The organism is Cochlodiniinecator piscidefendens (genome assembly GCF_011326755.1).
GTDB classification, from domain to species: domain Bacteria; phylum Pseudomonadota; class Alphaproteobacteria; order Rhodobacterales; family Rhodobacteraceae; genus Cochlodiniinecator; species Cochlodiniinecator piscidefendens.
In genome coordinates this window covers 239,712-265,787 of the sequence record NZ_JAAOIE010000002.1, presented here as the reverse complement: position 1 = coordinate 265,787, position 26,076 = coordinate 239,712, and the positions used below count along the sequence as shown (strand labels likewise).

Below are 26,076 nucleotides of genomic sequence, written 5' to 3'. Positions count from 1 at the left end.
CGTTATAAATCTGGCTTAAACGCGACCCTGTGTGGGTCGCGTTTGTATCAGTTAAACAAGCCGAGAAGTTTCAATCGCAGCGCGTACAAAATCAGCAAATAGGGGATGTGGATCAAAAGGTTTTGATTTTAGTTCGGGGTGGAATTGTACCCCGATAAACCAAGGATGATCTTTCCATTCGACGATTTCTGGCAGGCTTCCATCAGGGGACATCCCTGAAAAAGTCAGGCCACAGTTCTCAAGCTGATCTCGGTAGCGTACATCGACTTCATAACGGTGGCGGTGGCGTTCTTCGATGGTGGTGGAGCCATAAATTCCCGCCACTTTGGAGTCTGCCGCCAGTTTCGCGGTGTATGCCCCTAGGCGCATTGTGCCGCCTTTGTTGTCTTCCACTTTGCGTTCGACCTTGTGGTTGCCCTGCACCCATTCTTTGAGGTGATAAACAACTGGGGTGAAGCGCTTTTCACCAGCCTCATGGTCAAATTCCTCAGAACCTGCGTCCGAGAGGTTGGCAACGTTACGGGCCGCTTCGATAACAGCCATCTGCATGCCGAGGCAAATCCCAAGATAAGGAATTTTGTTTTCGCGTGCGAATTGGGCTGCTTTGATTTTACCTTCGGTGCCGCGCTCACCAAATCCACCGGGAACCAAGATAGCATGGAGGCCTTTGAGGTAAGGTTCTGCATCTTCGTTGTCGAACAATTCGGCGTCGACCCATTCGACTTTGACCTTGGCGCGATTGGCCATTCCACCGTGGGTCAGCGCCTCTACGATGGATTTGTAGGCATCTTCGAGTTGGGTATATTTGCCAATAATGCCAACACGCACCTCGCCCTCTGGATTGAATACGCGGTCTGCGACGTCTTCCCAACGATCCAACACGGGTTTGGGTGAATGGTTGATTTGGAATGCGTCCAATACAGCCTTGTCCAAACCTTCACGATGATAGGCGAGGGGGGCTTCGTAGATTGATTTTAAATCAGGGGCCGCAATAACTGCGTCTTGGCGCACGTTACAGAACAGTGCGATTTTTGCGCGTTCCTTAGCCGGGATTTCTTTGTCAGAACGACAAACAAGAACATCTGGCGCAATGCCAATTGAACGAAGCTCTTTTACAGAGTGCTGCGTTGGTTTTGTTTTTAGCTCACCTGATGCCCCAAGATACGGAAGCAAGGTAAGGTGCATGAAAATACACTGACCACGAGGTTTGTCTTGGCTGAACTGGCGAATGGCCTCAAAGAATGGCAAGCCCTCAATGTCACCAACTGTTCCGCCAATTTCACACAGCATGAAATCGACTTCGTCGTCACCGGTCGCTAAGAAATCTTTGATCTCGTTGGTAACATGCGGAATGACCTGAATGGTTTTGCCTAAATAATCACCACGGCGTTCTTTTTCTAAAACGGTGGAATAGATGCGGCCTGATGATACGGAATCGGTGTTGCGTGCCGAGACACCAGTGAACCGCTCATAGTGACCTAGATCTAGATCGGTTTCAGCACCGTCGTCGGTCACAAATACTTCGCCATGTTCAAACGGCGACATCGTGCCAGGATCGACATTCAGGTAAGGATCAAGTTTTCTGAGACGAACTGTGTAGCCGCGGGCCTGTAACAAAGCGCCCAATGCAGCTGAGGCAAGACCTTTGCCAAGCGAACTAACTACACCACCTGTGATGAAAACATACCTTGCCATTGGGCCGGCATCCCCCGTGATTGTCGATTACATTATATCAGAAAACGGCCAAAAGACCGTAGCTCACGGGATTTAAGCTATAACGGATTCGCATCCGTTACGCAAGATCACCGCAATATATTGCGGGGCAGTGTTGCCCCACACTCAAAGTATTGAGATTTTCGGTTATTCGCTGTCGCTTGGTGGCGTCAAGGAAATTTCACCGGTGCTTGGTGGTAGCAAATCTTCGGCGTTAGGAAGCGAAGGAACACTGTCATCTACAGTAACTTCGCCGTTGTCCAAAACCGAACCGCCGCCTGCGTTGCTTGATGCAATTACTGTCAAAGCGATAGCCGTAGCAAAGAAACCAATGGCCAAAAGCCAAGTGAGTTTTCCGAGCGCAGTTGCCGCTGAACGGCTAGACATTGCGCCGCCTCCGGCACCGCCGCCACTGCCCATCCCGAGACCACCGCCTTCTGAGCGTTGCATAAGCACAGCGCCAATGAGGCAAACTGCGAGGATCAGATAGACGACAAATATGACGTTTTCCATAGAACGGGCCCTGCGATGTTGGATGTGGTTATCTATTCATTCAGGTCAGAACTCGCAACCCCAAACCTGAATAGAAATTAATCGTTTAAGTCATCGACGTCGCTTTGGCCCGATAACATGCGTCGGACATGGCTCCAGCTTAGGCCAATTCCTAAAACAACAGAGATCGAAAAGACGCCGATCCATAGCTTGAGTTCCCGACTCTCAAGTGTGAGTAGCCCGAAATCGACCAAAACCCAGATGAGCGAAGATAAAACAGCAAGAATCAGAAACATGCCGAAACCACCAATCGAACGCAGCGTGGCCCGAATGTAGATGATGTAGCATATGATAAGAATCAGTCCTGACAACACAGCGATCGATAAACGTTCGCTGCCATATGTCTGCACTAAACGCACATAATTCCATTCTGTTGGGTTAAAAGTCGCCGTCACCAAGATGAATGCAAAAACCCAGCGCAGAAAAATCCCCATGACTCTGTCCTTCAATTTAAACCATAAATGCCCCCGAAAGCAGGGTGCTGTCCAGCCCTGCGTCGAATTTACGGTTTCCTGATCGCTACACTGTCGTTATAGGGGGCTGGGTTTCATTCATGACCGGGAAGTAAGCATGGCTAATGTCGTCGTAGTCGGCGCCCAATGGGGTGACGAAGGAAAAGGCAAGATCGTTGATTGGCTCAGTGAACGCGCTGATGTAATCGCACGGTTTCAGGGGGGGCATAACGCTGGCCACACCCTGGTGATCGACGGGAAGGTATATAAGCTATCGCTATTGCCATCTGGTATCGTTCGCGGCGGTAAGCTGAGCGTGATCGGAAATGGAGTAGTCCTCGATCCATGGCACCTGCGCGAAGAGATCGCAAAATTGCAGGGCCAAGGCGTCGATATCACGCCGGAAAACTTGATGGTTGCGGAAAACACGCCATTGATTTTGCCAGTGCACGGGGAATTGGATCGTGCACGCGAAGGCCAAAACACTGTCGCGAAAATCGGCACGACTGGTCGAGGTATCGGCCCAGCGTACGAAGATAAAGTAGGCCGACGTGCCATTCGCGTTGCTGACCTTGCAGACCGCGATACATTGGTGGCCCGCGTAGATCGACTGTTGCAGCACCACGATACATTGAGACGCGGCATGGGCTTGCCCGAGGTGGATCGCGATGCATTGATCGCACAACTCGAAGAAATTGCACCATCATTGCTGCAATACGCCGCCCCTGTCTGGAAGGTCCTTGCTGAAAAACGCAAATCCGGCAAACGTATCTTGTTTGAAGGTGCACAAGGCGCGCTTTTGGATATTGATTTCGGCACATATCCGTTTGTGACGTCCTCGAACGTGATCGCGGGTCAGGCTGCAACCGGTACAGGTATGGGACCGGGCGCAATTGATTTTGTACTTGGAATCGTAAAAGCCTACACGACACGCGTCGGCGAAGGACCGTTCCCAGCAGAATTGTTTGATGCTGACGGCCAGCGTTTAGGTGAACGCGGTCATGAGTTTGGAACCGTTACAGGACGCCAGCGTCGCTGCGGTTGGTTTGATGCCGTTCTGGTGCGTCAAACCTGCGCAACTTCTGGCGTGAGCGGCATCGCGTTTACCAAACTCGATGTTCTTGATGGTTTCGAAGAGCTTAAGATTTGCGTTGGTTACGAACTAGACGGAGAACGTCTGGATTATCTCCCAACTGCTGCGGATCAACAGGCGCGTTGCACACCGATTTACGAGACAATGCCAGGTTGGAGCGAAAGCACCGAAGGTGCGCGGTCTTGGGCTGATTTGCCTGCAAATGCGATCAAATATGTGCGCCGAGTCGAAGAACTGATCGAGTGCCCGGTCGCGCTTTTGTCCACCAGCCCAGAGCGGGACGACACGATTCTCGTGACTGACCCGTTTGCTGACTGATGGCTCTTAGTTACAAAGCACGTCGGCGGTGGTCTCTGGTGATCCTGATCTTAGGATTACCAGCTTATATTGTAGCCGCGGTTACTGTGGTGAACCTATTTGAGCGGCCTCATATTTTGCTGGAATTGGCAATTTATATTGGGTTGGGGGTTTTGTGGGCCATTCCGTTGAAATCGATTTTCAAGGGGATTGGCCAAGCCGATCCAAACACCAAGGATGACAACACATAAAAAAACGGAGGGCTAAGGCCCTCCGTTTTACGTTTTAGTTCTGAAAGTTTAACCGTTTGCGGCTGGTTTAAACTGAGTTGTTTCAGAAATTTCAAACTGTCCGCGTTTGATCTTGACGATTTTGCCTTCGCGCAACAGATGTCCAAAAGACCGTAACCCATCTTCGCGATTGAAGTTTTCGCGCCCTTGAAATGCAGCAACTTGGCGCATGACTTGAGGGCGAGAAAAATTCGGCAATCCTTGGACATACGACGTGTATGCTGCTGCTGCTTCCAACAAATCAGGCAGTTCGGTTGCACCCAGACGTTCGGCAAAATCTGCGAAAGACACGCTTTCGGCAAAGATGTTGTCGTCTGCGGGTGCCGCAACCGTTTCTTCGGTTTCGATTACTTCTTTCAAAACCGCACTAGAACGTTGAACCCGACGTGGGCGTACTGCAGCTGGGCTTGCAGCGGCGGCAGGTTGTTGCACTGCAGGTGTTTCGATCTGATCAACACGTTGTTCAGATACCAACATCAAAGGTGCGACGCGGCGGCTTGGTGCAGGCGTATCACCCTGTTTTGGACGCATGACAGATGCCAAATCTTCACGGTAGCTGTCTGAGTTGTCGTCGTCCTGTGCTTCGTCGTCTTGCTTCAGTTTACGATCTGCGACGGTCGCAGCCACAGCAGCCCGCAAATGCGAAATGGCAGAACGGCGACGGCTGGATTCAGGTTGCTCCAGTTGAGTGTTGGTTTCGCGTAGAAGCCGATCAACTGATTCTTCGTCTGCAGCTGGGGTCTCGGTTAAAACACGACGTGGGGAAATAGCCTGCTCAGGTTCGATTTCTGGCTCAAACTCTTCTTCTTCCAGATCATCTAAGCCCGACAGATCGATCTCTTCAGAGATATCCGCGGCTGTGTCTTCCTCTTCGAGGTTTAGGTCTACAGTTGGTTCAAGCTCTTCAACTTCAGCCAACTGACGTAACAAATCATCTTCGTCTTCTTGTGAAAGGCTGCTTTCAACTGCGGCGGCGATGGCTTCGTCTTCGACTTCCGGCTCCGCTTCGGCCTTTTCAGAGATAAGGTCGTTCACAGTTCCCGCTGCTGTTGCTGCTTCTAATGCCGCGCGATTTATTTTGAGAACGCGTGCCCGCATAGGCGCAACAGGAGCGTCTTCAACAGAATCCTCTGCTTTGCCTTCTTCAACGATATCCTGAACTTGAAGCTCTTCATCGTCTGAGATGTCTTCTTCAATAGCTGACAAAGCTGCCGCGATCGTATCATCGCCGAGATCACCCTCGTCCTCTATGTATTCAGATACATCCGGGAGCGCTTCAAGCTCGGGCTCTTCCTGCTCTTCTTCGAAATCGGTGACTCGATCTAAAAGAGCAGATAAATCATCGATTTCTGCAGAATTGTCCTCAGAAACGGTTTCTTCGTCGCTTACCGCGATTTCGGCTTGTTCTAAGGCATCGTCAGCGCTTTCGCGTTCTTCGCCTGTTTCAGCTTGAGCTTCTTCGGCGACTTCCAGATCTTCGTTGATTTCCGGGACTACAGCTTCGGCTTCCCGAAGATCTTCATCCACAACTTCAGCGTCTTCAAATCCGGCGAAGCCAACAGGGCTTTCGTCATCGTCAAAAGACGAACCTTCATTGCGTGAAACGACAGCACGTATGCGCTGCAATTTCGCGGCGATGCTTTCGGAGTCGTCATGTTGTGTTTCAGGAACGTCTTCGACTTCTGCCGTTTCCGCTACTGGTGCTGCCGGTTGAGGTTCCACAACTGCGGGTGCCTCTGTTGCGGGCTCTGAAACAGTAGGTTCTGCTACTGGTGCAGATGCCGTAGCTTCGGGTGGCGCCAATTCTGCGGCACGCAGTACAACACCAGAATCGCTGATTTTTGCTTCGACACGTTTTTGGATTTCGCGTTCTGCGATCCGTGTCAGCATTTCTGCGTCCGGCGTCGGAGGTTCCGCCCCGAAATATCTATCGTTAGAGGCCAAATCCTGAAAATATTCAGCAATGGCCTTCATTGTCCCGAAGGACTCATCGAATCCTTCAAGGGTGCATGAAAATGTCCCGTAGGAAACAGTAAGGATTTTATTCGAACCCACCATGGTTCTGCTCGCTTTCTTTACTTTGTAACACGGTAGTAACTTTAACTTTGTGCAAAAAAACCACGAAACTGGGATGATATTTGTCTCATTTCAGGGCAAGAATGTGGCAATTGCTATTGGGATACGCCGTAGATGCCGGAATTTACCTTTACCACAAAAGATATTGTGACCCTAGTTGGTGGTGCCCCAATTCGGACGCGCGATTTATTCGATTGTACGGAAATAACTGAATTTACCTTCGCAGCAGATGGCGGAGCAGAGCATTTGGCCGAAGTAAATGTCATGCCGAATGGGGTTATTGGCGACTTTGATTCGATGAAAGAGGCAACTCGGCTCAGTATTCCAGCAGATCGACTGCATCATGTATCAGAGCAAAACACGACGGACTTTGAAAAGTGCATCTCGAGAATCACTGCGCCACTCATTTTAGGCGTTGGTTTTACCACGGGCCGATTGGATCATACGCTGACCGTGTTTTCCACATTGATGGGGTTTCCTTCGCAACAGTGCTTATTGGTGAATGACGAAGAGATTGTCTTTCTCGCGCCGCCCGTACTGGATTTGGATTTACCGTTGGGAATGCGCTTTTCAATTTTTCCAATGGGGCATGCCACAGGGCGTTCAACGGGATTAGAGTGGCCGATTGATGGGCTCAACCTTAGTCCAGGTGGGCGGACGGGGGTTTCTAATCAAACCTCTGGTGCAGTACATCTGGAAATGGATCACCCTAACGCGTTGGTGATGCTACCACGGGAAATGTTAGACGTTGCTATTGCTGGGTTGATGGAATCTGACGCGCGATGGCCTGCTCACGGTAAATAACATAGAGGCCCGCGGCGACTGTGATCGCTATTCCCAGCGCTGACAGACCATTTGGGAAATCTCCAAAAAGTGCAAAACCGATGATAGTTGCAAAGGGGATTTCGAGGTATTGCATCGGAGCAAGCGTCGCAGACGGCGCGTAACGCAGTGACCATGTCATCAGTAAATGTGCAATTGTACCAACCGCGCCAATCGCCAGCATCAGCCATGCGGTGGTGAGGTTTGGAATTTGCAAAGTGAGGTCAGCTATATCGTTGAACTGACCAAACATCAGGGCGGGCAGCAATATCAAAGAAGCGAGACTGCCTGATACGGCTTGCAAAGCAATAGGGTCGGTCACTTTTGCAATCTGCCGTGTAACAAGCATAAAAAGCGCAAAGACTAAGGCCACCCCTAAAGGCAATAGTGCTGCGTAACCAACTGCGGTGAAACTCGGTTGGATGACAAAGAGGGTGCCGATAAAGCCGACGAAACAGGCGATCAAACGGCGGCTGCCGATTTCTTCGTTTAAAACCAAGCGACCAAGCAACAGCATGATAAAAGGCATGACAAAGGCAATGGCAATCGCGTCTGCAAGTGGGAGGTAGCGCAGCGCACTAAACATGAGCCCAATGCCCATGATGTGCAAAATAGTACGCACGACCACCAACTTGAAAATGTGGCTTGGCATGCGCCAGTTTAGCTTTAGCGCCCAAACAACAGGTCCGAGAAAAACCGCCTGCGCCGCAAATCGCACAAAAAGCAATGCCCCAAGTGAAACGGTTTCGCTCAGAAGTTTAGCCATTCCATCCCCGAGTGGGGCTAGAACGCAAAATCCGGTCATCAATAGCAATCCAAGCATGGGGCGGTCATGTGTCATGCGCGCACGCTAGGTGTGCTGAGATGGTGTTTCAAGCGGTTCTTTGTAGGGATACAAACGCCTGCGTCTAACTCGTACTTTGTGGTTGGCGAAGCATTTCGAGTGTATCGCAGGCGGTTGTTTTATTAGAGCTTAAATTTAGCAGTTCGGAATATTTACAGCCAATCCGCCAAGAGAGGTCTCTTTATACTTCTCATGCATATCCATGCCGGTTTGACGCATCGTTTCAATTGCACTGTCTAGTGGAACAAAGTGCTGACCGTCCCCACGTAGGGCAAGAGAGGCCGCAGAGACTGCTTTGATTGCGCCCAATCCATTGCGCTCGATGCAAGGAACCTGAACGAGTCCCTTAACCGGATCGCATGTCATGCCAAGATGATGCTCAAGTGCGATTTCAGCGGCATTTTCGACCTGTTCGACTGTTCCGCCCATTACAGCGCACAGTCCTGCCGCTGCCATTGCTGCAGCCGAACCTACCTCAGCTTGGCAACCACATTCTGCACCGGAAATAGATGCATTGTGCTTGACCAATCCGCCAATCGCAGCGGCCGTTAGCAAAAACTCTCCGACGCGGCTGAGTGTGGCACCGGGAACATGATCCAACCAGTAGCGAATAACGGCAGGTACAACGCCTGCCGCACCATTTGTTGGTGCTGTTACAACTTGACCGCCTGCTGCATTTTCTTCGTTCACAGCCATGGCGTAAACGCTCATCCAATCGTTGATGATGTGTGGCGCTGAAATATTGACGCCGCGCTCAGCTTCTAGCGCATCGTTGATCTTTTTGGCGCGACGGCGCACGGATAAACCGCCTGGTAAAATGCCATCGGTGACTAAGCCGCGATTGATGCAATCGTTCATGACCTGCCAAATACGTTCCATGTCGTAATCGAGTTCCGCATGGCTGCGGTGTACCAATTCGTTTGCACGCTTCATTTCAGCGATTGATTTCCCGCTTTTGGCGGCCATTTCAAGCATCATATTCGCGCTTTCAAATGGATACGGGTATTCTGATGCGTTGTCGTCTGTTGTTGCTTCGGTGTTCATTTCCTTTTCGGATAGAACAAACCCGCCGCCGATTGAATAATAAGTTTCTTGCAAGATCACGTCGCCTTGCGCATCGGTTGCCATCAAGATCATTCCGTTGGCATGGCCTTTCAAGGGGGGGCCATAATCGAAAATCAGATCGCTATCGGGGTCAAAAGCCAATGTGCCCAAGCCTTCAGGCTCAACTGTTTTTGTGGCCCGGATTGCAGCAAGCGCTTCTTCCGCTTTTGCGGCGTCATATGTGTCGGGTAAGAAACCACATAAGCCCAAGATCGTAGCGCGGTCGGTTGCGTGACCGACCCCAGTGAAGGCGAGAGAACCATGCAATGACCCCTTTAGCCCAGCAGCATGAAAGGGCGATTCCCGCAAAAGATCGAGAAACCGAGCGCCGGCAACCATTGGACCCATCGTGTGGGAGGAAGATGGGCCAACGCCCACTTTGAACATGTCAAAAACAGAAAGAAACATGATTGGCGACCTTTCAGGTGGCGAGGCGTGAGTGTGTTTTGATGAAGAAGAACGCGAATGAATGTGTCATGTCGCGGAACCTTCTTTAGGGGTGGCGTAGCTAGGGGCCGAGAATGGGGTCGAGCCCAAGCCCTCTGCCGCGCAAGCTGTTACCGCAGTTGGATGCTGTTCCAACCGTTGCGCGAATGCGAATAGGTTTGGAAAATTGCGAAGGTCAAACCAGCCCGCACGGTTTTGCGGGTATAAAGCAAGCCACCTCAAGCACAGGGCGACGTAATAATCAAAAATACTCGGCGATCCGTTCGAGAGGGGCGCGTTAAACCAACTATGGCCTTGCGTGCTGAGGTCTTCGAGATGTGTGAGGTTTTCGATGACACGAGCTGACGTGATCTCAAAAAACTGGTCCTGGAGGCTTTGCTCTGAACCGACGTATTGGTTGGGATAAAACAGCTGTCGTAAATCCGTATGAAGCCCGTTGGAAACATAGATGAGCCATTTTAAAAACGTGCCACGCTCAGGTGAATTTGGGGCAGGGGCCATGGCGTTATGTTGTTCCGAAAGCCATAGCAAAATTGCGGCGGTTTCAAAGATTGCACCATCGGGGGTTTCCAAGACAGGGATCAGCCCGCGCGGATTGAGGCTTGTGTAATGTTCGGCTCTTTGGGCGTTTGCCTTCCGATCAACGAGGGCACAGCGGTACGGCACCTTCAACTCTTCTAGAGTGAGGCGAATAATCATCGACGCATTGTCTGGTGCATAGTGTAAGCAAAACATGTGGGCCCCTATTCGATGGCCCACAATGCAAAATACTGCTCTGTCTATCTCTCAATAAAACGACGTTTTCTTTTTCAGAGACGAAGTTTCCGAAAGGAAACTCCCGCAATTTGCGGGAGCTTCTACGGTGTTAGCGCTATTTGCTTAAAGCGTGTAAAATACGGGCCCAGCTGCGGATTCCTTTGTGGAAACTTTCAAGGTCGTATTTTTCGTTGGGGGAGTGGATTTGATCGTCGTCTTTGCCAAAGCCAATCAGCATCGCATCCGTATCCAGAATGGATTTGAAATGCCCGGCAATTGGGATCGAGCCTCCACAGCCTGTATAAGCCGCAGGATCGGCCCATTCATCTGACAATGCAGCACGTGCTTTGGCGAATGCGGGGTGATCAGTGGACATTTGGTTGCCGCCGGACGCCGAGTGATCTTTGAATTCAACGGTGCAGTCTGCTGGCAACATGGATTGGACCATCGCCCGGAAATTTTTGCGAATAGCATGCGGATCTTGCGTACCAACAAGTCGGAAACTGATCTTTGCGCTGGCCTGTGATGGAAGAACTGTTTTGAAACCGTCCCCGGTATAGCCGGAAATCATGCCATTTACTTCGCAAGTTGGCCGGGACCAGATCATCTCAAGCGCGCTGCGGCCACGTTCGCCTGCGAGTTCTGATAGGCCGACTTCACCAAGGAATGCTTTGTGGTCAAACCCAAGCCCGTCCCATTGAGCGAGGATCGCATTGGACATCTCAGGAACGCCTTCATAAAAATCAGGAACAGTAACGCGCCCATCTTCATCGTGCAGTTCTGCAATGATCTTAGCTAATACGCGGGCAGGGTTCATGGCGGCGCCACCAAACATGCCGGAATGCAGGTCTTTGTTTGCTGCTGTGATCGTTAGCTCTTCGCCCAATAAGCCACGCAGGCTGGTCATAATCGCTGGAACACGGCTATCGAAAAGGCCAGTGTCACAGATTAATGCAATGTCAGATTTCAGCTCTTCTGCATTTTCTTTCATGAACGGGACAAGTGATGGTGATCCTGATTCTTCTTCACCCTCAAAGAAAAAGCTGATTTTTGTTGGTAGGCTTCCGTGAATAGCAATCCACGACCGGCAAGCCTCTACAAATGTCATCAACTGGCCTTTGTCATCAGATGATCCACGACCACGAATGACCTTACCTTTGGCTGTATCTTCTATAGCGGGTTCGAAAGGCGGATTGTCCCAGAGATCGAGCGGATCAACAGGCTGCACATCATAATGACCGTAGAACATGACGTGTGGGCCTTCGCCTTCGCCGTGTGCAACAACCATCGGATGGCCTGGCGTAGGTCGTTTGGTGGCATCAAAGCCAAGTGACTTCAAATCATCGACCAGCCAATTGGCAGCTTTGTCGCAATCGTCCTTATAGGCAGGATCTGTCGAAATAGACTGAATGCGCAACAAATCAAGCAAGCGGTCTGTGGCGGCGTCGATGTTGTCGTCAATATGGGCGAGAACGGGGTCAAGTGACATCCCAAGGCTCCTGTAAATCGGTGGAATTGGCGCGAGCCTAGCATTGTCTTGCCGAGTGTCCAGTGCCCACTGGTAACGAAAAACGCTTATGAGTAAAGTAAGGGCTGAGTAAAATGTGAGGACAAGATGAAAGCCACCATTTCAGCGATTCTGTTTGTCGCGATTGCAAGTCCAGTTTTGGCGGAACCCGTAAGCGAACGAGAGGCGCGGCGCGCCCTGTTTTCCCATACTGGTGGGGATGTTACCGTTTTAGATGTGTCTTTTTTGTCAGAAGCAGAAAAAGCCACGCTTGAGGCTGTCGGCGCGCAATTACAATATTATGGTGCTATTGCTGTTTCTCCCGGTGATGGGATGCTGCATGCAGGAACAGTCGCTGGGGCCAATCATCACTCTACCGAAGCCGCAGAGCATTTTGCGTTAGAGGCTTGTGAAGCCGTACGTGAAGCAGAGCAGCCCTGTGAAATAGCTGCAATCATCACTCCACGCCGTTGGGAAGAGGGGCAGGTTTTACAACTGAGCCAAGCTGGAACGATTGCATTTCGCGATGAGTATCGCCGTGTTCGCGATGAAAAGGCCTTTGCCGCCTCACCTGAAACAGGCCAATACGCAATACATATAGGTGAAAATGCCGAAGACGAGGCGTTAAATGCCTGTGAAGCTGCTGTTGTGGCAATGGCTGATAATGACGAGGAAGAAGCACCCGTGTCAGATTGTATCATTGTCGTGTCGGATTCGGGATCGTAATAAGAGCGCAAAGACGTTAGACTCTGATTTAACGGCGGAAAACGATCTAGATCAAAGAACGCCAAAAAAGATATGGGTATTGCTCTTTGAAACTTTGAATGTGAGCTAAGGCTTGCAATTTGGGGTGAATTTGGGGCATTTGCCTCGTGAAAGCTGATCGGCAGTCGTACTGTCGTGCCATTGCAGGAGATGCGCCCGTGGATTATACGGCGAAACTTGATGTAGCCCTTGAACGCCTGCACGAAGAAGGGCGTTACCGTACTTTCATCGATATCGAACGCAAACGGGGCATGTTTCCGAATGCTGTCTGGAATCGTCCTGACGGCGAGGAACAGCCTGTATCTGTTTGGTGTGGCAATGATTATCTCGGCATGGGCCAGCATCCCGTTGTGCTTGAGGCAATGCACGAGGCGTTAGATTCCGCAGGGGCGGGCTCTGGCGGGACGCGCAATATCTCAGGCACCACCGTTTATCATAAAGAACTCGAAGCGGAACTCGCTGATCTTCACCAAAAAGAAGCGGCGCTCGTCTTTACTTCGGCTTATATTGCCAACGATGCCACGCTCTCGACGCTACCAAAGTTGTTTCCAGGGCTTATCCTGATCTCTGATGAGTTGAACCATGCGTCGATGATCAATGGCATCCGCAACGGTCGCTGTGAAAAACATATTTTCCGCCACAATGACATTGCGCATCTGCGTGAGGTTTTGGAAGGGCTCGACCCTGCAGCCCCTAAAGTTATCGCGTTTGAATCTATCTATTCTATGGATGGAGACTTCGGTCTGATCGAAGAGATACTTGATCTGGCAGATGAATTTGGCGCGCTAAGCTACATCGACGAAGTGCACGCAGTTGGTATGTACGGCCCTCGTGGTGGTGGTGTTGCAGAGCGTGATGGGCTGATGGATCGTATCGACATCATTAATGGAACTCTGGCCAAAGCTTATGGCGTAATGGGGGGCTACATCGCAGCCAGCGCCAAAATGGTTGATGCAATTCGCTCTTATGCACCTGGCTTTATCTTTACGACATCATTGCCGCCTGCTGTTGCTGCTGGTGCCGCTGCATCTGTGCGTCACCTAAAGACCGACACAGTTCTGCGCGAACAACATCAGTTACAAGCGCGTATTTTGAAAACCCGCCTTAAAGGGCTGGGCCTGCCAATTATCGACCATGGCACACATATCGTGCCTGTACATGTTGGCAATCCGACAAAATGCAAAATGATCTCTGACCGTTTGCTCGAAGATTACGGAATTTACGTGCAACCGATCAATTACCCAACCGTGCCGCGTGGGACTGAGCGTTTGCGCTTTACCCCGTCGCCAGTTCACGGACCGTTGGAAATTGACGCTTTGGTAAAGGCTCTTGATTCGCTCTGGTCGCACTGTGCGCTGAATCGCGCCGATCTTGCCGGTTAACCCTGTAATCGAGTGCAATAATTCCGTGAGTGTGTTAATATAGTCCTAAGTTGTAACCGTGAAAGGGAATCACGGGTATATTTAGGGCACGCTAACACGTCGAGGGCAGGGCGAATGATTAGGCGGTTTTGGGGTAAAGACCAAAGTTCAGAAGAAGTACCTGAACTAAAAGGCTTTGATGATTTTGAGTTGAGGTTAGGTGACGTCATGCGCGGTGAACGCGCAACGTTGGGAAAATCTTTGCTTGATGTTCAGCGGGATCTCAGAATTAAAGCCAGCTATATTGCCGCCATTGAAAATTGTGACCCATCTGCATTCGATACGCCTGGTTTTATCGCCGGATATGTGCGGTCTTATGCGCGCTATCTCGGACTTGATTGCGATGAAACTTTTGCAAGTTTCTGTGCCGAAAGCGGATTTGAAACGGCACATGGGCTTTCTGTTGGTTCGTCCGTTATCACGCCTGTCTCCCGTCCAACACAAGATCAGCAATCAGGTGATCCATTCACGGGTCTGAATGCAAATTTTGTTCCCCCGAAAGAAAGCTTTATTTCACAAATTGAACCGGGTGCTCTGGGGTCGGTTGCCGTTTTGCTAGGGCTTGTCGGTTTAATTGGTTATGGCGGCTGGAGCGTTTTACAAGAAGTTCAGCGCGTCCAAGTGACCGAAGTTGAGGCTGAGCCTATTCTGACTGCGCGTCTGGATCCTTTGGAAGCCTCTGATGCCACCCGTCAATTTGCTGAAAATACGACTGAGCGCTCAGATGCGCTTGAACGTCTGTACCGCCCCGAGGCGCTCAGCATACCGGTTTTAGTTGCACGTGATGGACCAATCGCTGCGGTTGATCCGCGCACAGTTGGTACGTTTAATTCACCGGCACCAACAATCATTGCAACTGCCGCGCCAAATAGCTTGGACAGCCTTATTGCTGAGACGCTCATTCAAGTTGTTGAAGAGCCGGTGCCAGAAGTCGTAATGGTTGCGGTTCGTCCATCTTGGGTGCGGGTGCGCAGCGCGAGCGGCACCGTGATCTTTGAAAAGGTCATGGATGCGGGCGAAGAGTTTATTCTTCCTCAAACGGAAGAGGCTGCAACATTGCGTGCTGGCGAATCCGGTGCGATTTATTTCGCGGTGAACGGGGAGCATTATGGCCCAGCTGGCACCGCAGGATCGGTTACCTCAGGTGTTGAGCTTTCAGTTGCTTCTTTGACTGAAAATTACACAGTTGCTGATATAGCTGCGGATGGCGACTTGGCCCGGATGGTTGCTGAACTTAACGTCTTAGATCAGTAAATTCCTATCCTTGTATGAGAGTGTGATGGCGCGGCCCGTTGTGCTTTGGGGTATCATCACATATGTAGGCGTTAGCAAACTTGGATGACGCCGGAGTATCCCTATGTCGCTGAATCATGTCCGCCCATGGCGCAATATCTACCGCCGTGAATCCCGCAAAATTCATGTTGGATCAGTGCCGGTTGGGGGGGATGCGCCGATTTCGGTCCAGACCATGACCAATACAATCACCTCTGATGCGTCCGCGACCATTAAGCAGGTACTGGAATGTGCTGATGCGGGTGCTGACATTATTCGCGTTTCAACGCCAGATGCTGAATCGACCGCTGCTCTCAAAGAGATTGTAAAAGAAAGCCCGGTGCCGATCGTCGCCGATATTCACTTTCACTACAAACGCGCGATTGAAGCAGCAGAAGCAGGCGCGGCCTGTTTGCGGATCAACCCGGGTAACATTGGGGACGAACGGCGTGTCAAGGAAGTGATCAAAGCGGCCAAAGATCATGGCTGTTCCATCCGTGTTGGTGTGAACGCTGGATCTTTGGAAAAACATCTGCTGGATAAATATGGCGAACCATGCCCCGACGCGATGGTCGAGAGTGGTCTGGATCACATCAAAATCCTGCAGGATAATGATTTCCACGAATTTAAGATTTCCGTGAAAGCATCGGATGTCTTCATGTCTGCTGCGGCGTATCAAGCGCTTGCTGATGCGACGGATGCACCAATTCATCTTGGTATTACCGAAGCAGGTGGCCTGATGTCCGGAACTATCAAATCTGCGATTGGGCTAGGGAACCTGTTGTGGATGGGCATAGGAGATACAATCCGCGTCAGTCTGTCGGCTGATCCCGTTCAAGAAGTCAAAGTTGGTTATGATATTTTGAAATCTCTCGGGCTTCGCCACCGCGGGGTAAATATCATTTCCTGCCCATCATGTGCGCGGCAGGGGTTTGATGTGATTAAGACAGTCGAGGCATTGGAAAAGCGGTTAGAGCATATCAAAACCCCAATGAGCCTGTCGATCATCGGATGCGTTGTTAATGGCCCTGGTGAGGCGTTGATGACCGATGTGGGTTTTACCGGCGGTGGTGCTGGATCTGGAATGGTTTATTTGGCAGGTAAGCAAAGCCATAAGATGTCTAACGATCAGATGGTTGATCACATCGTCGAACAAGTCGAAAATCACGCGGCGAAGTTAGATGCTGCAGAATGAATAAAGGCCGCGCTGAGCGCGGCCTCTTTTTCTGGTAAGAATGAAATCAACCTTCGCGTTGTTGTTCAACCAACTGGCGCATCGCCTCTAGCGGCAGGTATCCACGAAGCATTTCATCTTCCATTATGAAGCTTGGCGTACCGCTGATTTGGAGACGCTGCGCTAATGCGCGGGTTTCCTGTAGAACTGCGGTCACTTCGTCACTTTCCATCCGGTCAAAAACGGCTGTCGTTTCTAAGCCAAGCTCAACGGCGAGCGTGCTGAGGAAGGTTTCGGAGACGTCACCACGCATTTCCATGATGGCATCGCTCGCACGTTTATAAGCCTCATCTCCAGCAAGTTGTTTAACCGCGACCGTGAAACGAGAGGCTAGAACAGACTGTTCTCCCAAAATTGGGTATTCTTTGATGATCAAACGGATGTTTCCATCGCTTGCGACCAGCTCTGACACTTCTGGATGGGCGCGCCGACAGTATCCGCAACGATAGTCCAGAAATTCAACAAGCGTGATGTCGCCCTCAGGATTCCCGCCAATATAGGAAAACCCATCATCAAAGATCGCATCCGCATTGACTTGCAGCAATGTCGCGTCGTTTTGCGATTGGCTGTCTGCTTGACGTTGCTCTAGAACTGCAACCGCTTCCATGATGACTTCGGGGTTTTCTAGCAAATATGCCCGTATTTCAGCCTGAAACGCAGTTCTTTCCTCATCGGTCATGGCTTCGAGTTCAAAGGCTGAGGCCGTAAAACTTACCGTCGTGGCAAGAAGTGCTCCGGTGAGGAGGGTGCGAAATTTCATTTAAGTCTCCGTTAATTAGCGGCTTCAGCCGTTATTATCACATCCATCGCACGATTCCACCCAGTAGAACCACGTGGCAATAGGCCTTCTGCGCGGCGTGCATGGGTGAGCGCATCTGACAATCGGCCCGTCAGCGCATAGCGTTCTGCTGTTACCAACGAAGCCATGCCGTTGTTTCCATCCCGTGAATAGGCAACAGCGAGATCGCGCAACATGCGAGGTTGTGTTGTATCACGCCCGCGGGCTTGTTCTAATACTTGTAACGCGCGCCGATTTGAAGCCGCGGTATTTTGGGCAACCAATGCTCGACCTAAACCTGCCAATAGCAGCGGGTGACGCGGCGCTAAGTTGACAGCACGTTGATATGAATTGACCGCTGCAGAAGGGTTGCGCCCCTCTAACAGAATTTGACCCTTTAATTCATGTGCGTAGGGATCATTTGGCCGGCGTGCGATAAGCGCATCAATGTTTTCGAGTGCATTTGCGAGATCAGGAAGACGGTGATAGGCGATTGCACGTTGCATCAACACGATTTCGTTGGTTTCTGCGCGGCGCAATTGGCGCAAAGTGCGTCCAGGGTTGCCAAGGAATGCGCTTAGTTTTGCGCGGGCGCGTAGGAACCAATAGCGACTGGCCGAATCTGCGTCTGACGCAATCTGGTATCCTGCGGCATATCCCCGAGCCGCCCGTAGACGATCACGCGAAAGCGGGTGGGTTAATGCATATGGATCACGGCGGCCAACGGATAGGGCCTCTTGTCCGCGAAAAATGTCGAGAACATCGACCATATATTGTGGATCGACGCCCGCAGCTGCCATGTAACGCGCAGCGGATTGATCGGCAGAGTTTTCCTCAGAACGGGTATGTGCAAAAAAGTTTCTCTGAGCTGCACTGGCAGACCCGAGCGCAACACCCGTCGCGGCCTGTGCGTTACCCGACGCCGCGACAGCTGCAGACAGCAGTAAGCCCAATCCAGCAGCTGTGCGCGCATTGCGTGCATTGGCTGCGCGCCGGGCTAAGTGCCCATTGGCGATATGTGCGGCTTCATGGGCAATAACAGCCTGCAACATTCCGGGTTCATCGACACGTGTCACCAATCCTGAATGAATAAAGATGGCTTGAGAATTGATAACAAAGGCGTTTAGAGAATTGTCGTTGATCAATAGAATTTCAACGCGATCTGGCGATAGCCCTGCTGCGTTCAGGATTGGACGGGCCAATTCACCAAGTGCATGTTCAATTCCTGCGTCTCGGATGATGCTTTGTGCAAAACCGGCTGCCGCTTGGCTCACCGTGAAAACTGTAGCGACCAGCGCGGTGCGAATTCCAGACCAACCAAGTTTAAGTGAACGCATTGTCATTGACCTTTTTCAATCAGGCTGGAAGAACCATCTTAAGATTTGGCAAGTGTGGAGACCTTTCATGAGAAGTTCAAGCCGGGGGAAGGTTGATCCCTTTATTGTGATGGATGTCATGGAATCTGCCCGCGCTGCAGAAGAAGCAGGCCGCAGTATAATTCACATGGAAGTGGGGCAGCCCGGAACACCAGCGCCAGCCGGGGCGCGTTCTGCATTGGCGTCTGATATGGCTGAAAACGCTCTAGGATACACTGTTGCCCTAGGTCTGCCTGAGTTACGTGAAGGGATCTCAAAACTCTATAAAAAATGGTATAATGTCGAGGTGGATCCAGCGCGTATTGTTATTACGCCCGGATCGTCCGGTGCGTTTATTCTAGCATTTACCGCACTTTTTGATACCGCAGAGAAGGTCGGGCTAGGCGAACCTGGCTACCCGTCTTATCGGCAAATACTGAAGGCGTTAGATTTGGACCCGGTGGGCATTCAAACTTCGGCTGAAAACCGCTTGCAACCTGTTCCCGCTGATTTTGAGGAAATGGATCTGTCGGGGTTGATCGTCGCATCACCTGCGAACCCATCGGGTACGATGTTGGATCGGGACGCATTGGGCGCGCTTATCGAAACATGTGCAGTGCGCGACATCGCCTTTATCTCGGATGAGATTTACCACGGTATCCAATACGAGGGCCGGGCGGTTTCGGCCTTGGAAATTTCGCAAGATGTTTACGTCATCAATTCGTTTTCAAAGTATTTTTCGATGACCGGTTGGCGTGTTGGTTGGATGATCGTTCCAGACGATCACATCAGAACGGTTGAACGCCTCGCGCAGAATATGTTTATTTGCGCGTCACACCCTGCACAGGTTGCGGCACTTGCTGCATTGCGATGCGAAGAAGAGCTAGATGGCAATTTAGAGGTGTATAAAGAAAACCGTCTGTTGATGCAGGATGGATTGCCAAAGGCCGGATTCGATAAAATTGCGCCGCCAGATGGGGCATTTTATTTCTATGCTGATGTGTCCGACTACACGTCGGATAGCCGTGTTTTCGCTGCGGAAATTTTGGAAAAAGCTGGTGTAGCTGTTACGCCGGGGTTGGACTTTGATCCGCATCGCGGCGCGACGACGCTTAGGTTTTCGTATGCACGTTCAACCGAAGACGTCAAAGAGGGCTTAAAGCGCCTCACAGCGTTTATGGAAAACGGCCGTGCGTGAAAGAAATTTTGCGTTTGAGATATTTGACATTAACATGAGCTTTCTATGTTTGAGCGTCTAAAATGGATATGTGCCGCAGGCTTTGTTGCTTTAGCAGGGGCAGAAACAACCGCGCAGGAGTTTTCTGCGCTTGCAAGGTATTTGCCAGAGCTAAGCGAGGCTGACGAAAGCCGGAATACATTTGAGTTAGAGATCGCGATCACTCAAGCCGTTCCTTACCGTTTGTTTTCGCTGGCAGAACCTGCACGCATTGTTGCGGACTTTCGCGAAGTAGATTGGCGGGGTTTCGATGCTGACCTTTTTGAAGGGTTCGCGTATATTGCCGACGCAAGAGCCGGGGTGTTTCGACCGGGTTGGACGCGTCTTGTGTTGGAATTGTCCAATCCAATGGGAATAGAAAGTGCTGAAATGCGCACCGATCCTGTTGAAGGTTCCGCGCGCTTTTTCCTAACGCTTGAACGCCAAAGCGAAGAGGCATTTTCTGCCTCAGTTGGCGCACCAGACGCGGCACTTTGGCAAGCCGAAGGACCGGCAGAGACCGGCGACGAAATACGTCGACAGTCTGGTGAGGGTCCATTGGTTGTTGTGTTGGATCCGGGGCATGGTGGAATTGATCCCGGGGCGGAGCGCGAAGGGTTAGTTGAGGCCGACCTCATGCTGCAATTTGCGCGGATATTACAGGAAAACCTTTTGCGTGTTGGTGGATTTCAAGTTGTTTTGACACGCGATTCTGATGTGTTTGTTCCGTTAGAAACACGCGTTTCAATTGCGCGTGACGCAGGGGCTGATGTATTTATTTCGTTGCATGCGGATGCGCTGGCCGAAGGAAATGCATCAGGTGCTACGGTTTATACGCTGTCAGAAACAGCGTCTGATGCGGCGTCTGCGCAACTGGCTGAACGGCATGATCGCAGTGATTTATTATCCGGCGTTGATCTGTCAGATCAAGATGACCGGATTGCCACGGTCCTTATGGACCTCGCGCGCCGAGAAACCCAACCGAGAAGCAACAGCCTAGCAGATGCGTTGGTCGAGGGATTATCCCAAAGCATCGGCCGCATGCATAAAAGGCCACGTTTGACCGCCGGATTCTCAGTGTTAAAAGCGCCAGATATTCCGTCGGTTTTGATTGAACTTGGCTTTATGTCGAGCGCGCGCGACTTGGCGTCGTTGCAGGATGGAACATGGCAACGATCAGCAGCGGACGGAATTACCGAAGCGTTGCGCAATTGGGCGCAACGGGACGCTGCACAGGCCGATTTGATCCGGCAGTAAATAGCTGATGTGTTTTGACCCTTTGGGTCAGGCACCCTATATAAGACCCACGTAAGCGAGCTGGAGCGTACCCGTGATCCGATTTTTCCTGTCCTTCTTGGGCGGCATTTTTACATTTATTACAATTGGCATGGTCATGGCTGTGCTGGGTGTCAGTATTATTTTCTGGATCTACGGGCGCGATTTGCCAGATCATGAACAGTTGGCCCAATATACACCGGCGACGATCAGCCGGATTTATTCCGCCGAAGGGCAGTTGATTGATGAATTTGCCCGCGAACGCCGCCTTTACACGCCGATTGAAGAAATTCCTGACGTTGTTGCCAATGCGTTTATCTCTGCTGAAGATAAAAACTTCTACACGCACCGCGGATTTGATCTTCGCGGTATTGCCTCTGCGGTTGTGGAGGCCGCTCAGGGTGGACGGTTGCGCGGGGCGTCTACGATCCCGCAGCAGGTTGCCAAGAACGAATTTTTGGGTGGTGAGCGCACCATCGAACGTAAGATTCAGGAAATCCTGCTCGCCAATCGGATGATTCGTACGCTTGGGCGCGAACATGTTCTTGAGATTTACTTGAACTCAATTTTCCTTGGGCAAAACAGCTATGGCGTTACGGCAGCTGCACTTACCTATTTTAATAAATCGCTGGATGAATTGACCCCGGAAGAGGCCGCATACTTAGCTGCGTTGCCTAAAGCGCCGTCGAATTATCATCCAGTACGTGAACAGGAACGGGCTGTGACCCGGCGAAATTATGTTTTGTCGGAAATGCACGACAATGGGTATTTGGATACGGCCGCTTATGAGCAGGCTGCGTCGGCCCCTTTATTAACGGTTCAAGCCGGAGATTTCCCAGCATTCCGCCAATCGCTCCCTCCGCGGGACTATTTTAGTGACGAAATCCGCCGTCAGCTAAGCCGCGATTTTGGGGAAGATGACTTTTTTACCGCCGGTTACACTGTACGTGCCACAGTTGATCCTCAATTGCAGCCTGTTGCGGCTGCATCCTTGCGTCGTGCATTGGAAGAATACGACCGTAATCTTGGGGTGTGGCGTGGCACAGGTGAAATCATTGATGTCGGGCAGCTTGGTTCAGAGGAAGAATGGCGCGCTGCGTTACGTGATGTAAGTGTGTCGCGTGATGTCGAAGGATGGCATCCAGCCGTTGTGCTGGAGGTTGGCTCAACACATGCGCGTATCGGTATCGAAGGGGTCGCTGATGATGCTGACGGACATTGGATTCCGCCAGAAGATGTGACCTGGGCGCGCAAGCGATTGTCAGATGGTTCTTTGGCGAATAGGGCGCGAACTGCGGACGATTTGTTGGATGTTGGCGAAGTGGTGCTGGTGCGTCAAATGACACGTGATTCAGACGGGTCATTCATGCGTTGGACTTTGCGGCAGGTGCCAGAAGTTCAAGGTGGCTTTGTCGCGATGGATGTTCACACTGGCCGTGTATTGGCTATGCAGGGTGGTTTTTCTTACCAAAACTCTGTGTTCAACCGGGCAACACAGGCCTCGCGCCAACCGGGGTCTTCATTTAAACCGTTTGTTTATGCAGCGGCGTTGGATAGTGGGTTTACACCGGCAACGATTGTTATTGATGCCCCGATTGAGGTGGACACAGGCGCAGGGATATGGCGCCCTCAAAATGCGTCCCATCAATTTTATGGCCCGACACCTTTGCGTACGGGGATTGAACGTTCGCGAAACTTGATGACCATTCGCCTTGCGCAAGAAATCGGAATGGATGTGGTTGCATCCTATGCAGAACGTTTTGGTGTATATGACCGGATGAATCCGTATTTGTCGAACTCTCTGGGGGCTGAAGAGACAACGTTGTATCGGATGGTGACGTCTTATGCGATGTTTGCCAATGGCGGTGAACGCATTGAACCGACGCTTGTTGATCGGGTGCAAAGCCGCACGGGTGAAACAATCTATCGGCATGACCAGCGTCGTTGTAATGACTGTGAACAGGGGCAATTGCTTGAGGGATATGGCCCCCGGATTACGTCAAATCGCGAACGGGTGATGAATGCGATTACTGCGTATCAGCTGACCTCAATGATGCGTGGTGTTGTTGAACGTGGCACGGCGTCGCGCACAGTGAACCTGCCTGTGCCCGTCGCTGGCAAAACGGGCACAACTAATGATGCACGTGACGTTTGGTTTATTGGCTTTACCTCTAATATCGTTGCCGGTTGTTATATCGGGTATGATCGCCCGCAACCATTAGGGCGCGGTGCGTCTGGTGGTGGTATGTGTGGTCCTGTCTTTAATCGATTTATGCTGGAAGCTATCGAAGAATACGGTGGTGGTGACTTCGCAGTTCCACCCGGTGGACGTTTTATTCGCATTGACCGTTTTTCTGGATCGCGCTTGCCGGATGACGCGCGTGGCGAAAATGTTGTAGCTGAGTATTTCCGCGAAGGCGAAGAGCCGATCTTTGGGCTTGCTGGCATGATCGATGGTGGTTTTACCATGGGCGCCAACCTGCCATTGTTCGCTGAAAGCGAAAGCGCACAACAAGGACAGACGGTTACAACGTCTGACGGCGGAACTGCACGGGTTGCACCAAGAGCGAACTCTTTATCGCTTTCTTCGGGCGGACTTTACTAATGAAGCCCGAAGCCAGCTTGCCCAAAGTGGTTTGCATTGTTATCAGCTTTGCAGCGAAACAATAACGAATAGACAAAGGGTGAAACCATGCGGGCTGAGGCGCAGAATTGGGTTGATGCAATCGAGAAATCTTTGGCGCTACTGCGTCAGCGGCTCGATTGGGAAACTGCACCCTATCGTTTGGAAGAGTTTAACGCCCGCACAGAAGACCCTGAGCTTTGGAATGACCCAGACAAAGCGCAAAAATTGATGCGTGAGCGTCAGAACCTTGTGGATGCAATGGGCATCTGCACGTCAATTCAGCAGGAACTCTCTGACAGTTTAGAACTGATTGAGTTGGGTGAGATGGAAGAGGACGCCGAGGTTGTTAAAGACGCCGAAGATGGACTTGAACTTCTTGCCAAAAAAGCTGCTGAGAAAGAGCTAGAGGCGCTGCTGGACGGCGAAGCCGATAGCAATGATACGTTTCTTGAAATCAACTCCGGTGCTGGCGGCACAGAAAGCTGCGATTGGGCATCTATCTTGGCGCGCATGTATGTGCGGTGGGCCGAAAAACGCGGCTACAAAGTCGAGCTACAATCAGAAAGCGCGGGCGAGGAAGCTGGCATAAAGTCGGCGTCGTACAAAATTTCTGGGCATAATGCTTATGGCTGGTTGAAATCTGAAAGTGGTGTGCATCGTTTGGTGCGTATTTCACCGTTTGACTCGGCTGCGAAACGGCACACCTCCTTTAGTTCAGTTTGGGTGTATCCTGTTGTCGATGACAATATCGATATTGAGGTTAATCCAGCTGATATTCGGATTGATACCTATCGCTCATCAGGGGCAGGTGGTCAGCACGTGAACACGACCGATTCTGCTGTTCGGATTACGCACAACCCAACAGGGATTGTTGTGACCAGCTCTGAGAAATCACAGCACCAAAACCGCGATATCGCGATGAAGGCTTTGAAATCCCGTCTGTATCAAATGGAGCTAGATCGCCGTAACGCTGCAATCAACGATGCTCATGAAAGCAAAGGGGATGCAGGCTGGGGCAACCAGATCCGCTCTTATGTGCTGCAGCCTTATCAAATGGTCAAAGACCTGCGCACGTCCCACGAGACATCCGATACCAAAGGCGTATTGGACGGTGATCTGGATGGGTTTATGGCGGCGACACTTGCTATGAATGTTGCTGGTAAATCCAGAGCTGAAGCTCAAGCAGAAGATTAACGAAAAGTAGCTGGAAGCGCAGGGCGGGGTTTCTCCGCCCTTTTTGTTTGTCTATTTGTTCCATAGGTGAGGACTGCAAACGGAAATAACCTAACGTTGCGTTGGGTGGTGGCCAAATTTGGCGTGACAGTTATGTCGGATACTCCCAAAGTGAGTGCGGGAGAATAGAATGACACAGATAGAAGTATCCAAGCCTTCAACAATTCCTAGTATAGAAACCATAGGCTTTTCTGACATTTTGGCAGCATTGAGGCTTGGGCTGAAAGATTTTTTGCAGGCACCGAAATATGGGCTCTTTTTCGCAGGGTTTTATGTGATCGCCGGCATTTTCATGTATTGGATCACCATACGTACTGGGCAAACCTATTGGTTGGTGTTTGCAACGTTTGGATTTCCTCTATTTGGTCCATTTGCCGCTGTTGGTTTGTATGAGGTCAGCCGTAGATTGGAGCAAGGTACAGCTCTGGGGTGGCATTCAATATTGGGTGTAGTTTATGCGCAGAAAGACCGACAAGTACCTTCGATTTGCGCGATTATCGTCGTTGTTTTCCTATTTTGGTTTTTCATTGCGCATATGATTTTTGCCCTTTTTTTAGGGCTAAGCACAATGACCAATGTCAGCTCCTCCTATGAGGTTTTTTTAACTGGCAATGGACTTACAATGTTGGCTGTTGGTAGTATTGTTGGGGCACTACACGCGATGTTGATTTTTTCAATTTCGGTTGTCGGATTGCCAATTTTACTTGATCTTGAAATTGATTTTGTCACTGCCATGATCACAAGCATGAAAGCTGTGGGTCAGAATCTGATGGTTATGTGCGGCTGGGCGGCATTGGTGGTTGTGTTGTTATTCATTGGAATGTTGCCCGGGTTTTTGGGGCTGTTCATTGTATTACCGTTGCTTGGACACACAACATGGCATCTTTATCGCCGTCTTTTACCCTAAAAACTAAAAAAGCAGAGCACTTGACTGCTCTGCTTTTTGTA

Annotated in this window: 22 protein-coding genes; 12 read left to right on the top strand and 10 right to left on the bottom strand. The window is 50.9% G+C overall.

Translation table 11 applies throughout. The annotated features are described in order from the left end of the window. Window positions 1-51: 51 nt before the first annotated feature. The 3 genes from G9C99_RS05970 to G9C99_RS05960 all read right to left on the bottom strand — a co-directional run bounded on the left by G9C99_RS05970 (window position 52) and on the right by G9C99_RS05960 (window position 2,699). The gene (locus tag G9C99_RS05970) at window positions 52-1,695 is read right to left on the bottom strand and encodes a CTP synthase (RefSeq protein WP_166416542.1); all 1,644 of its coding nucleotides are present in this window, start codon (window positions 1,693-1,695) and stop codon (window positions 52-54) included. A 165-nt stretch (window positions 1,696-1,860) separates the two neighbouring features. Further along, complete coding sequence (secG, locus tag G9C99_RS05965; protein WP_166416541.1) at window positions 1,861-2,226, bottom strand: preprotein translocase subunit SecG; 366 nt, start codon at window positions 2,224-2,226, stop codon at window positions 1,861-1,863. 77 nt (window positions 2,227-2,303) lie between these two features. Further along, window positions 2,304-2,699: a DUF6524 family protein gene (locus G9C99_RS05960; RefSeq protein ID WP_166416540.1), complete on the bottom strand. Its 396-nt coding sequence runs from the start codon at window positions 2,697-2,699 to the stop codon at window positions 2,304-2,306. A 136-nt stretch (window positions 2,700-2,835) separates the two neighbouring features. On the opposite strand from G9C99_RS05960, the gene G9C99_RS05955 reads away from it, so the two are divergent. Further along, complete coding sequence (locus G9C99_RS05955; RefSeq protein ID WP_166416539.1) at window positions 2,836-4,128, top strand: adenylosuccinate synthase; 1,293 nt, start codon at window positions 2,836-2,838, stop codon at window positions 4,126-4,128. After that, window positions 4,128-4,358, top strand: a complete 231-nt coding sequence (locus tag G9C99_RS05950) for a DUF2842 domain-containing protein (protein ID WP_166416538.1) — start codon at window positions 4,128-4,130, stop codon at window positions 4,356-4,358. Before G9C99_RS05955 ends, G9C99_RS05950 begins: the two co-directional genes overlap by 1 nt. Window positions 4,359-4,406: 48 nt before the next feature. On the opposite strand, the gene G9C99_RS05945 is transcribed toward G9C99_RS05950, so the two are convergent. Beyond that, window positions 4,407-6,371 carry a hypothetical protein gene (locus G9C99_RS05945; RefSeq protein WP_166416537.1) on the bottom strand — a complete coding sequence of 655 codons (1,965 nt, stop codon included), beginning with the start codon at window positions 6,369-6,371 and terminating at the stop codon, window positions 4,407-4,409. A gap of 216 nt (window positions 6,372-6,587) precedes the next feature. On the opposite strand from G9C99_RS05945, the gene G9C99_RS05940 reads away from it, so the two are divergent. Further along, window positions 6,588-7,277: a thiamine diphosphokinase gene (locus tag G9C99_RS05940; RefSeq protein WP_166416536.1), complete on the top strand. Its 690-nt coding sequence runs from the start codon at window positions 6,588-6,590 to the stop codon at window positions 7,275-7,277. Here the strand turns inward: G9C99_RS05940 and G9C99_RS05935 are convergent. The 4 genes from G9C99_RS05935 to G9C99_RS05920 all read right to left on the bottom strand — a co-directional run bounded on the left by G9C99_RS05935 (window position 7,225) and on the right by G9C99_RS05920 (window position 11,935). Then, window positions 7,225-8,136 carry a DMT family transporter gene (locus G9C99_RS05935; RefSeq protein WP_166416535.1) on the bottom strand — a complete coding sequence of 304 codons (912 nt, stop codon included), beginning with the start codon at window positions 8,134-8,136 and terminating at the stop codon, window positions 7,225-7,227. The genes G9C99_RS05940 and G9C99_RS05935 overlap by 53 nt on opposite strands. 138 nt (window positions 8,137-8,274) lie before the next feature. After that, window positions 8,275-9,651, bottom strand: coding sequence for an L-serine ammonia-lyase (locus tag G9C99_RS05930; RefSeq protein ID WP_166416534.1), 1,377 nt, complete (start codon window positions 9,649-9,651; stop codon window positions 8,275-8,277). Between the two features lie 66 nt (window positions 9,652-9,717). Continuing rightward, entirely contained in the window at window positions 9,718-10,425 is a 708-nt protein-coding gene (locus G9C99_RS05925; protein WP_166416533.1) for a glutathione S-transferase family protein, read from the bottom strand. A gap of 136 nt (window positions 10,426-10,561) precedes the next feature. Further along, window positions 10,562-11,935: a M20/M25/M40 family metallo-hydrolase gene (locus G9C99_RS05920; protein WP_166416532.1), complete on the bottom strand. Its 1,374-nt coding sequence runs from the start codon at window positions 11,933-11,935 to the stop codon at window positions 10,562-10,564. Between the two features lie 126 nt (window positions 11,936-12,061). On the opposite strand from G9C99_RS05920, the gene G9C99_RS05915 reads away from it, so the two are divergent. The 4 genes from G9C99_RS05915 to ispG all read left to right on the top strand — a co-directional run bounded on the left by G9C99_RS05915 (window position 12,062) and on the right by ispG (window position 16,606). Then, window positions 12,062-12,679 carry a 5-aminolevulic acid synthase gene (locus G9C99_RS05915; protein ID WP_166416531.1) on the top strand — a complete coding sequence of 206 codons (618 nt, stop codon included), beginning with the start codon at window positions 12,062-12,064 and terminating at the stop codon, window positions 12,677-12,679. Window positions 12,680-12,876: 197 nt separating this feature from the next. After that, window positions 12,877-14,100, top strand: coding sequence for a 5-aminolevulinate synthase (hemA, locus tag G9C99_RS05910; RefSeq protein ID WP_166416530.1), 1,224 nt, complete (start codon window positions 12,877-12,879; stop codon window positions 14,098-14,100). A 114-nt stretch (window positions 14,101-14,214) separates the two neighbouring features. Beyond that, window positions 14,215-15,393 carry a helix-turn-helix domain-containing protein gene (locus G9C99_RS05905; protein ID WP_166416529.1) on the top strand — a complete coding sequence of 393 codons (1,179 nt, stop codon included), beginning with the start codon at window positions 14,215-14,217 and terminating at the stop codon, window positions 15,391-15,393. A 103-nt stretch (window positions 15,394-15,496) separates the two neighbouring features. After that, a complete protein-coding gene (gene ispG, locus G9C99_RS05900) occupies window positions 15,497-16,606 on the top strand; it encodes a flavodoxin-dependent (E)-4-hydroxy-3-methylbut-2-enyl-diphosphate synthase (RefSeq protein WP_166416528.1) in 1,110 nt (369 codons plus the stop codon). A gap of 46 nt (window positions 16,607-16,652) precedes the next feature. Here the strand turns inward: ispG and G9C99_RS05895 are convergent, their stop codons facing one another. Continuing rightward, a complete protein-coding gene (locus tag G9C99_RS05895) occupies window positions 16,653-17,405 on the bottom strand; it encodes a DsbA family protein (protein WP_166416527.1) in 753 nt (250 codons plus the stop codon). Window positions 17,406-17,416: 11 nt separating this feature from the next. After that, a complete protein-coding gene (locus G9C99_RS05890; RefSeq protein WP_166416526.1) occupies window positions 17,417-18,760 on the bottom strand; it encodes a M48 family metalloprotease in 1,344 nt (447 codons plus the stop codon). A gap of 67 nt (window positions 18,761-18,827) precedes the next feature. Here G9C99_RS05890 and G9C99_RS05885 point away from each other — a divergent pair, with 67 nt between their 5' ends. The 5 genes from G9C99_RS05885 to G9C99_RS05865 all read left to right on the top strand — a co-directional run bounded on the left by G9C99_RS05885 (window position 18,828) and on the right by G9C99_RS05865 (window position 26,035). After that, window positions 18,828-19,976 carry a pyridoxal phosphate-dependent aminotransferase gene (locus G9C99_RS05885; RefSeq protein ID WP_166416525.1) on the top strand — a complete coding sequence of 383 codons (1,149 nt, stop codon included), beginning with the start codon at window positions 18,828-18,830 and terminating at the stop codon, window positions 19,974-19,976. Window positions 19,977-20,021: 45 nt separating this feature from the next. Continuing rightward, window positions 20,022-21,251, top strand: a complete 1,230-nt coding sequence (locus tag G9C99_RS05880) for an N-acetylmuramoyl-L-alanine amidase (protein WP_166416524.1) — start codon at window positions 20,022-20,024, stop codon at window positions 21,249-21,251. Window positions 21,252-21,324: 73 nt separating this feature from the next. Further along, a complete protein-coding gene (locus G9C99_RS05875) occupies window positions 21,325-23,874 on the top strand; it encodes a penicillin-binding protein 1A (protein ID WP_166416523.1) in 2,550 nt (849 codons plus the stop codon). 87 nt (window positions 23,875-23,961) lie between these two features. Beyond that, window positions 23,962-25,089 (top strand): peptide chain release factor 2, encoded by a 1,128-nt coding sequence (gene prfB / locus G9C99_RS05870; RefSeq protein ID WP_166416522.1) that lies wholly within the window; start codon window positions 23,962-23,964, stop codon window positions 25,087-25,089. 169 nt (window positions 25,090-25,258) lie between these two features. Beyond that, window positions 25,259-26,035 (top strand): DUF2189 domain-containing protein, encoded by a 777-nt coding sequence (locus tag G9C99_RS05865; RefSeq protein ID WP_166416521.1) that lies wholly within the window; start codon window positions 25,259-25,261, stop codon window positions 26,033-26,035. Window positions 26,036-26,076 lie beyond the last annotated feature (41 nt).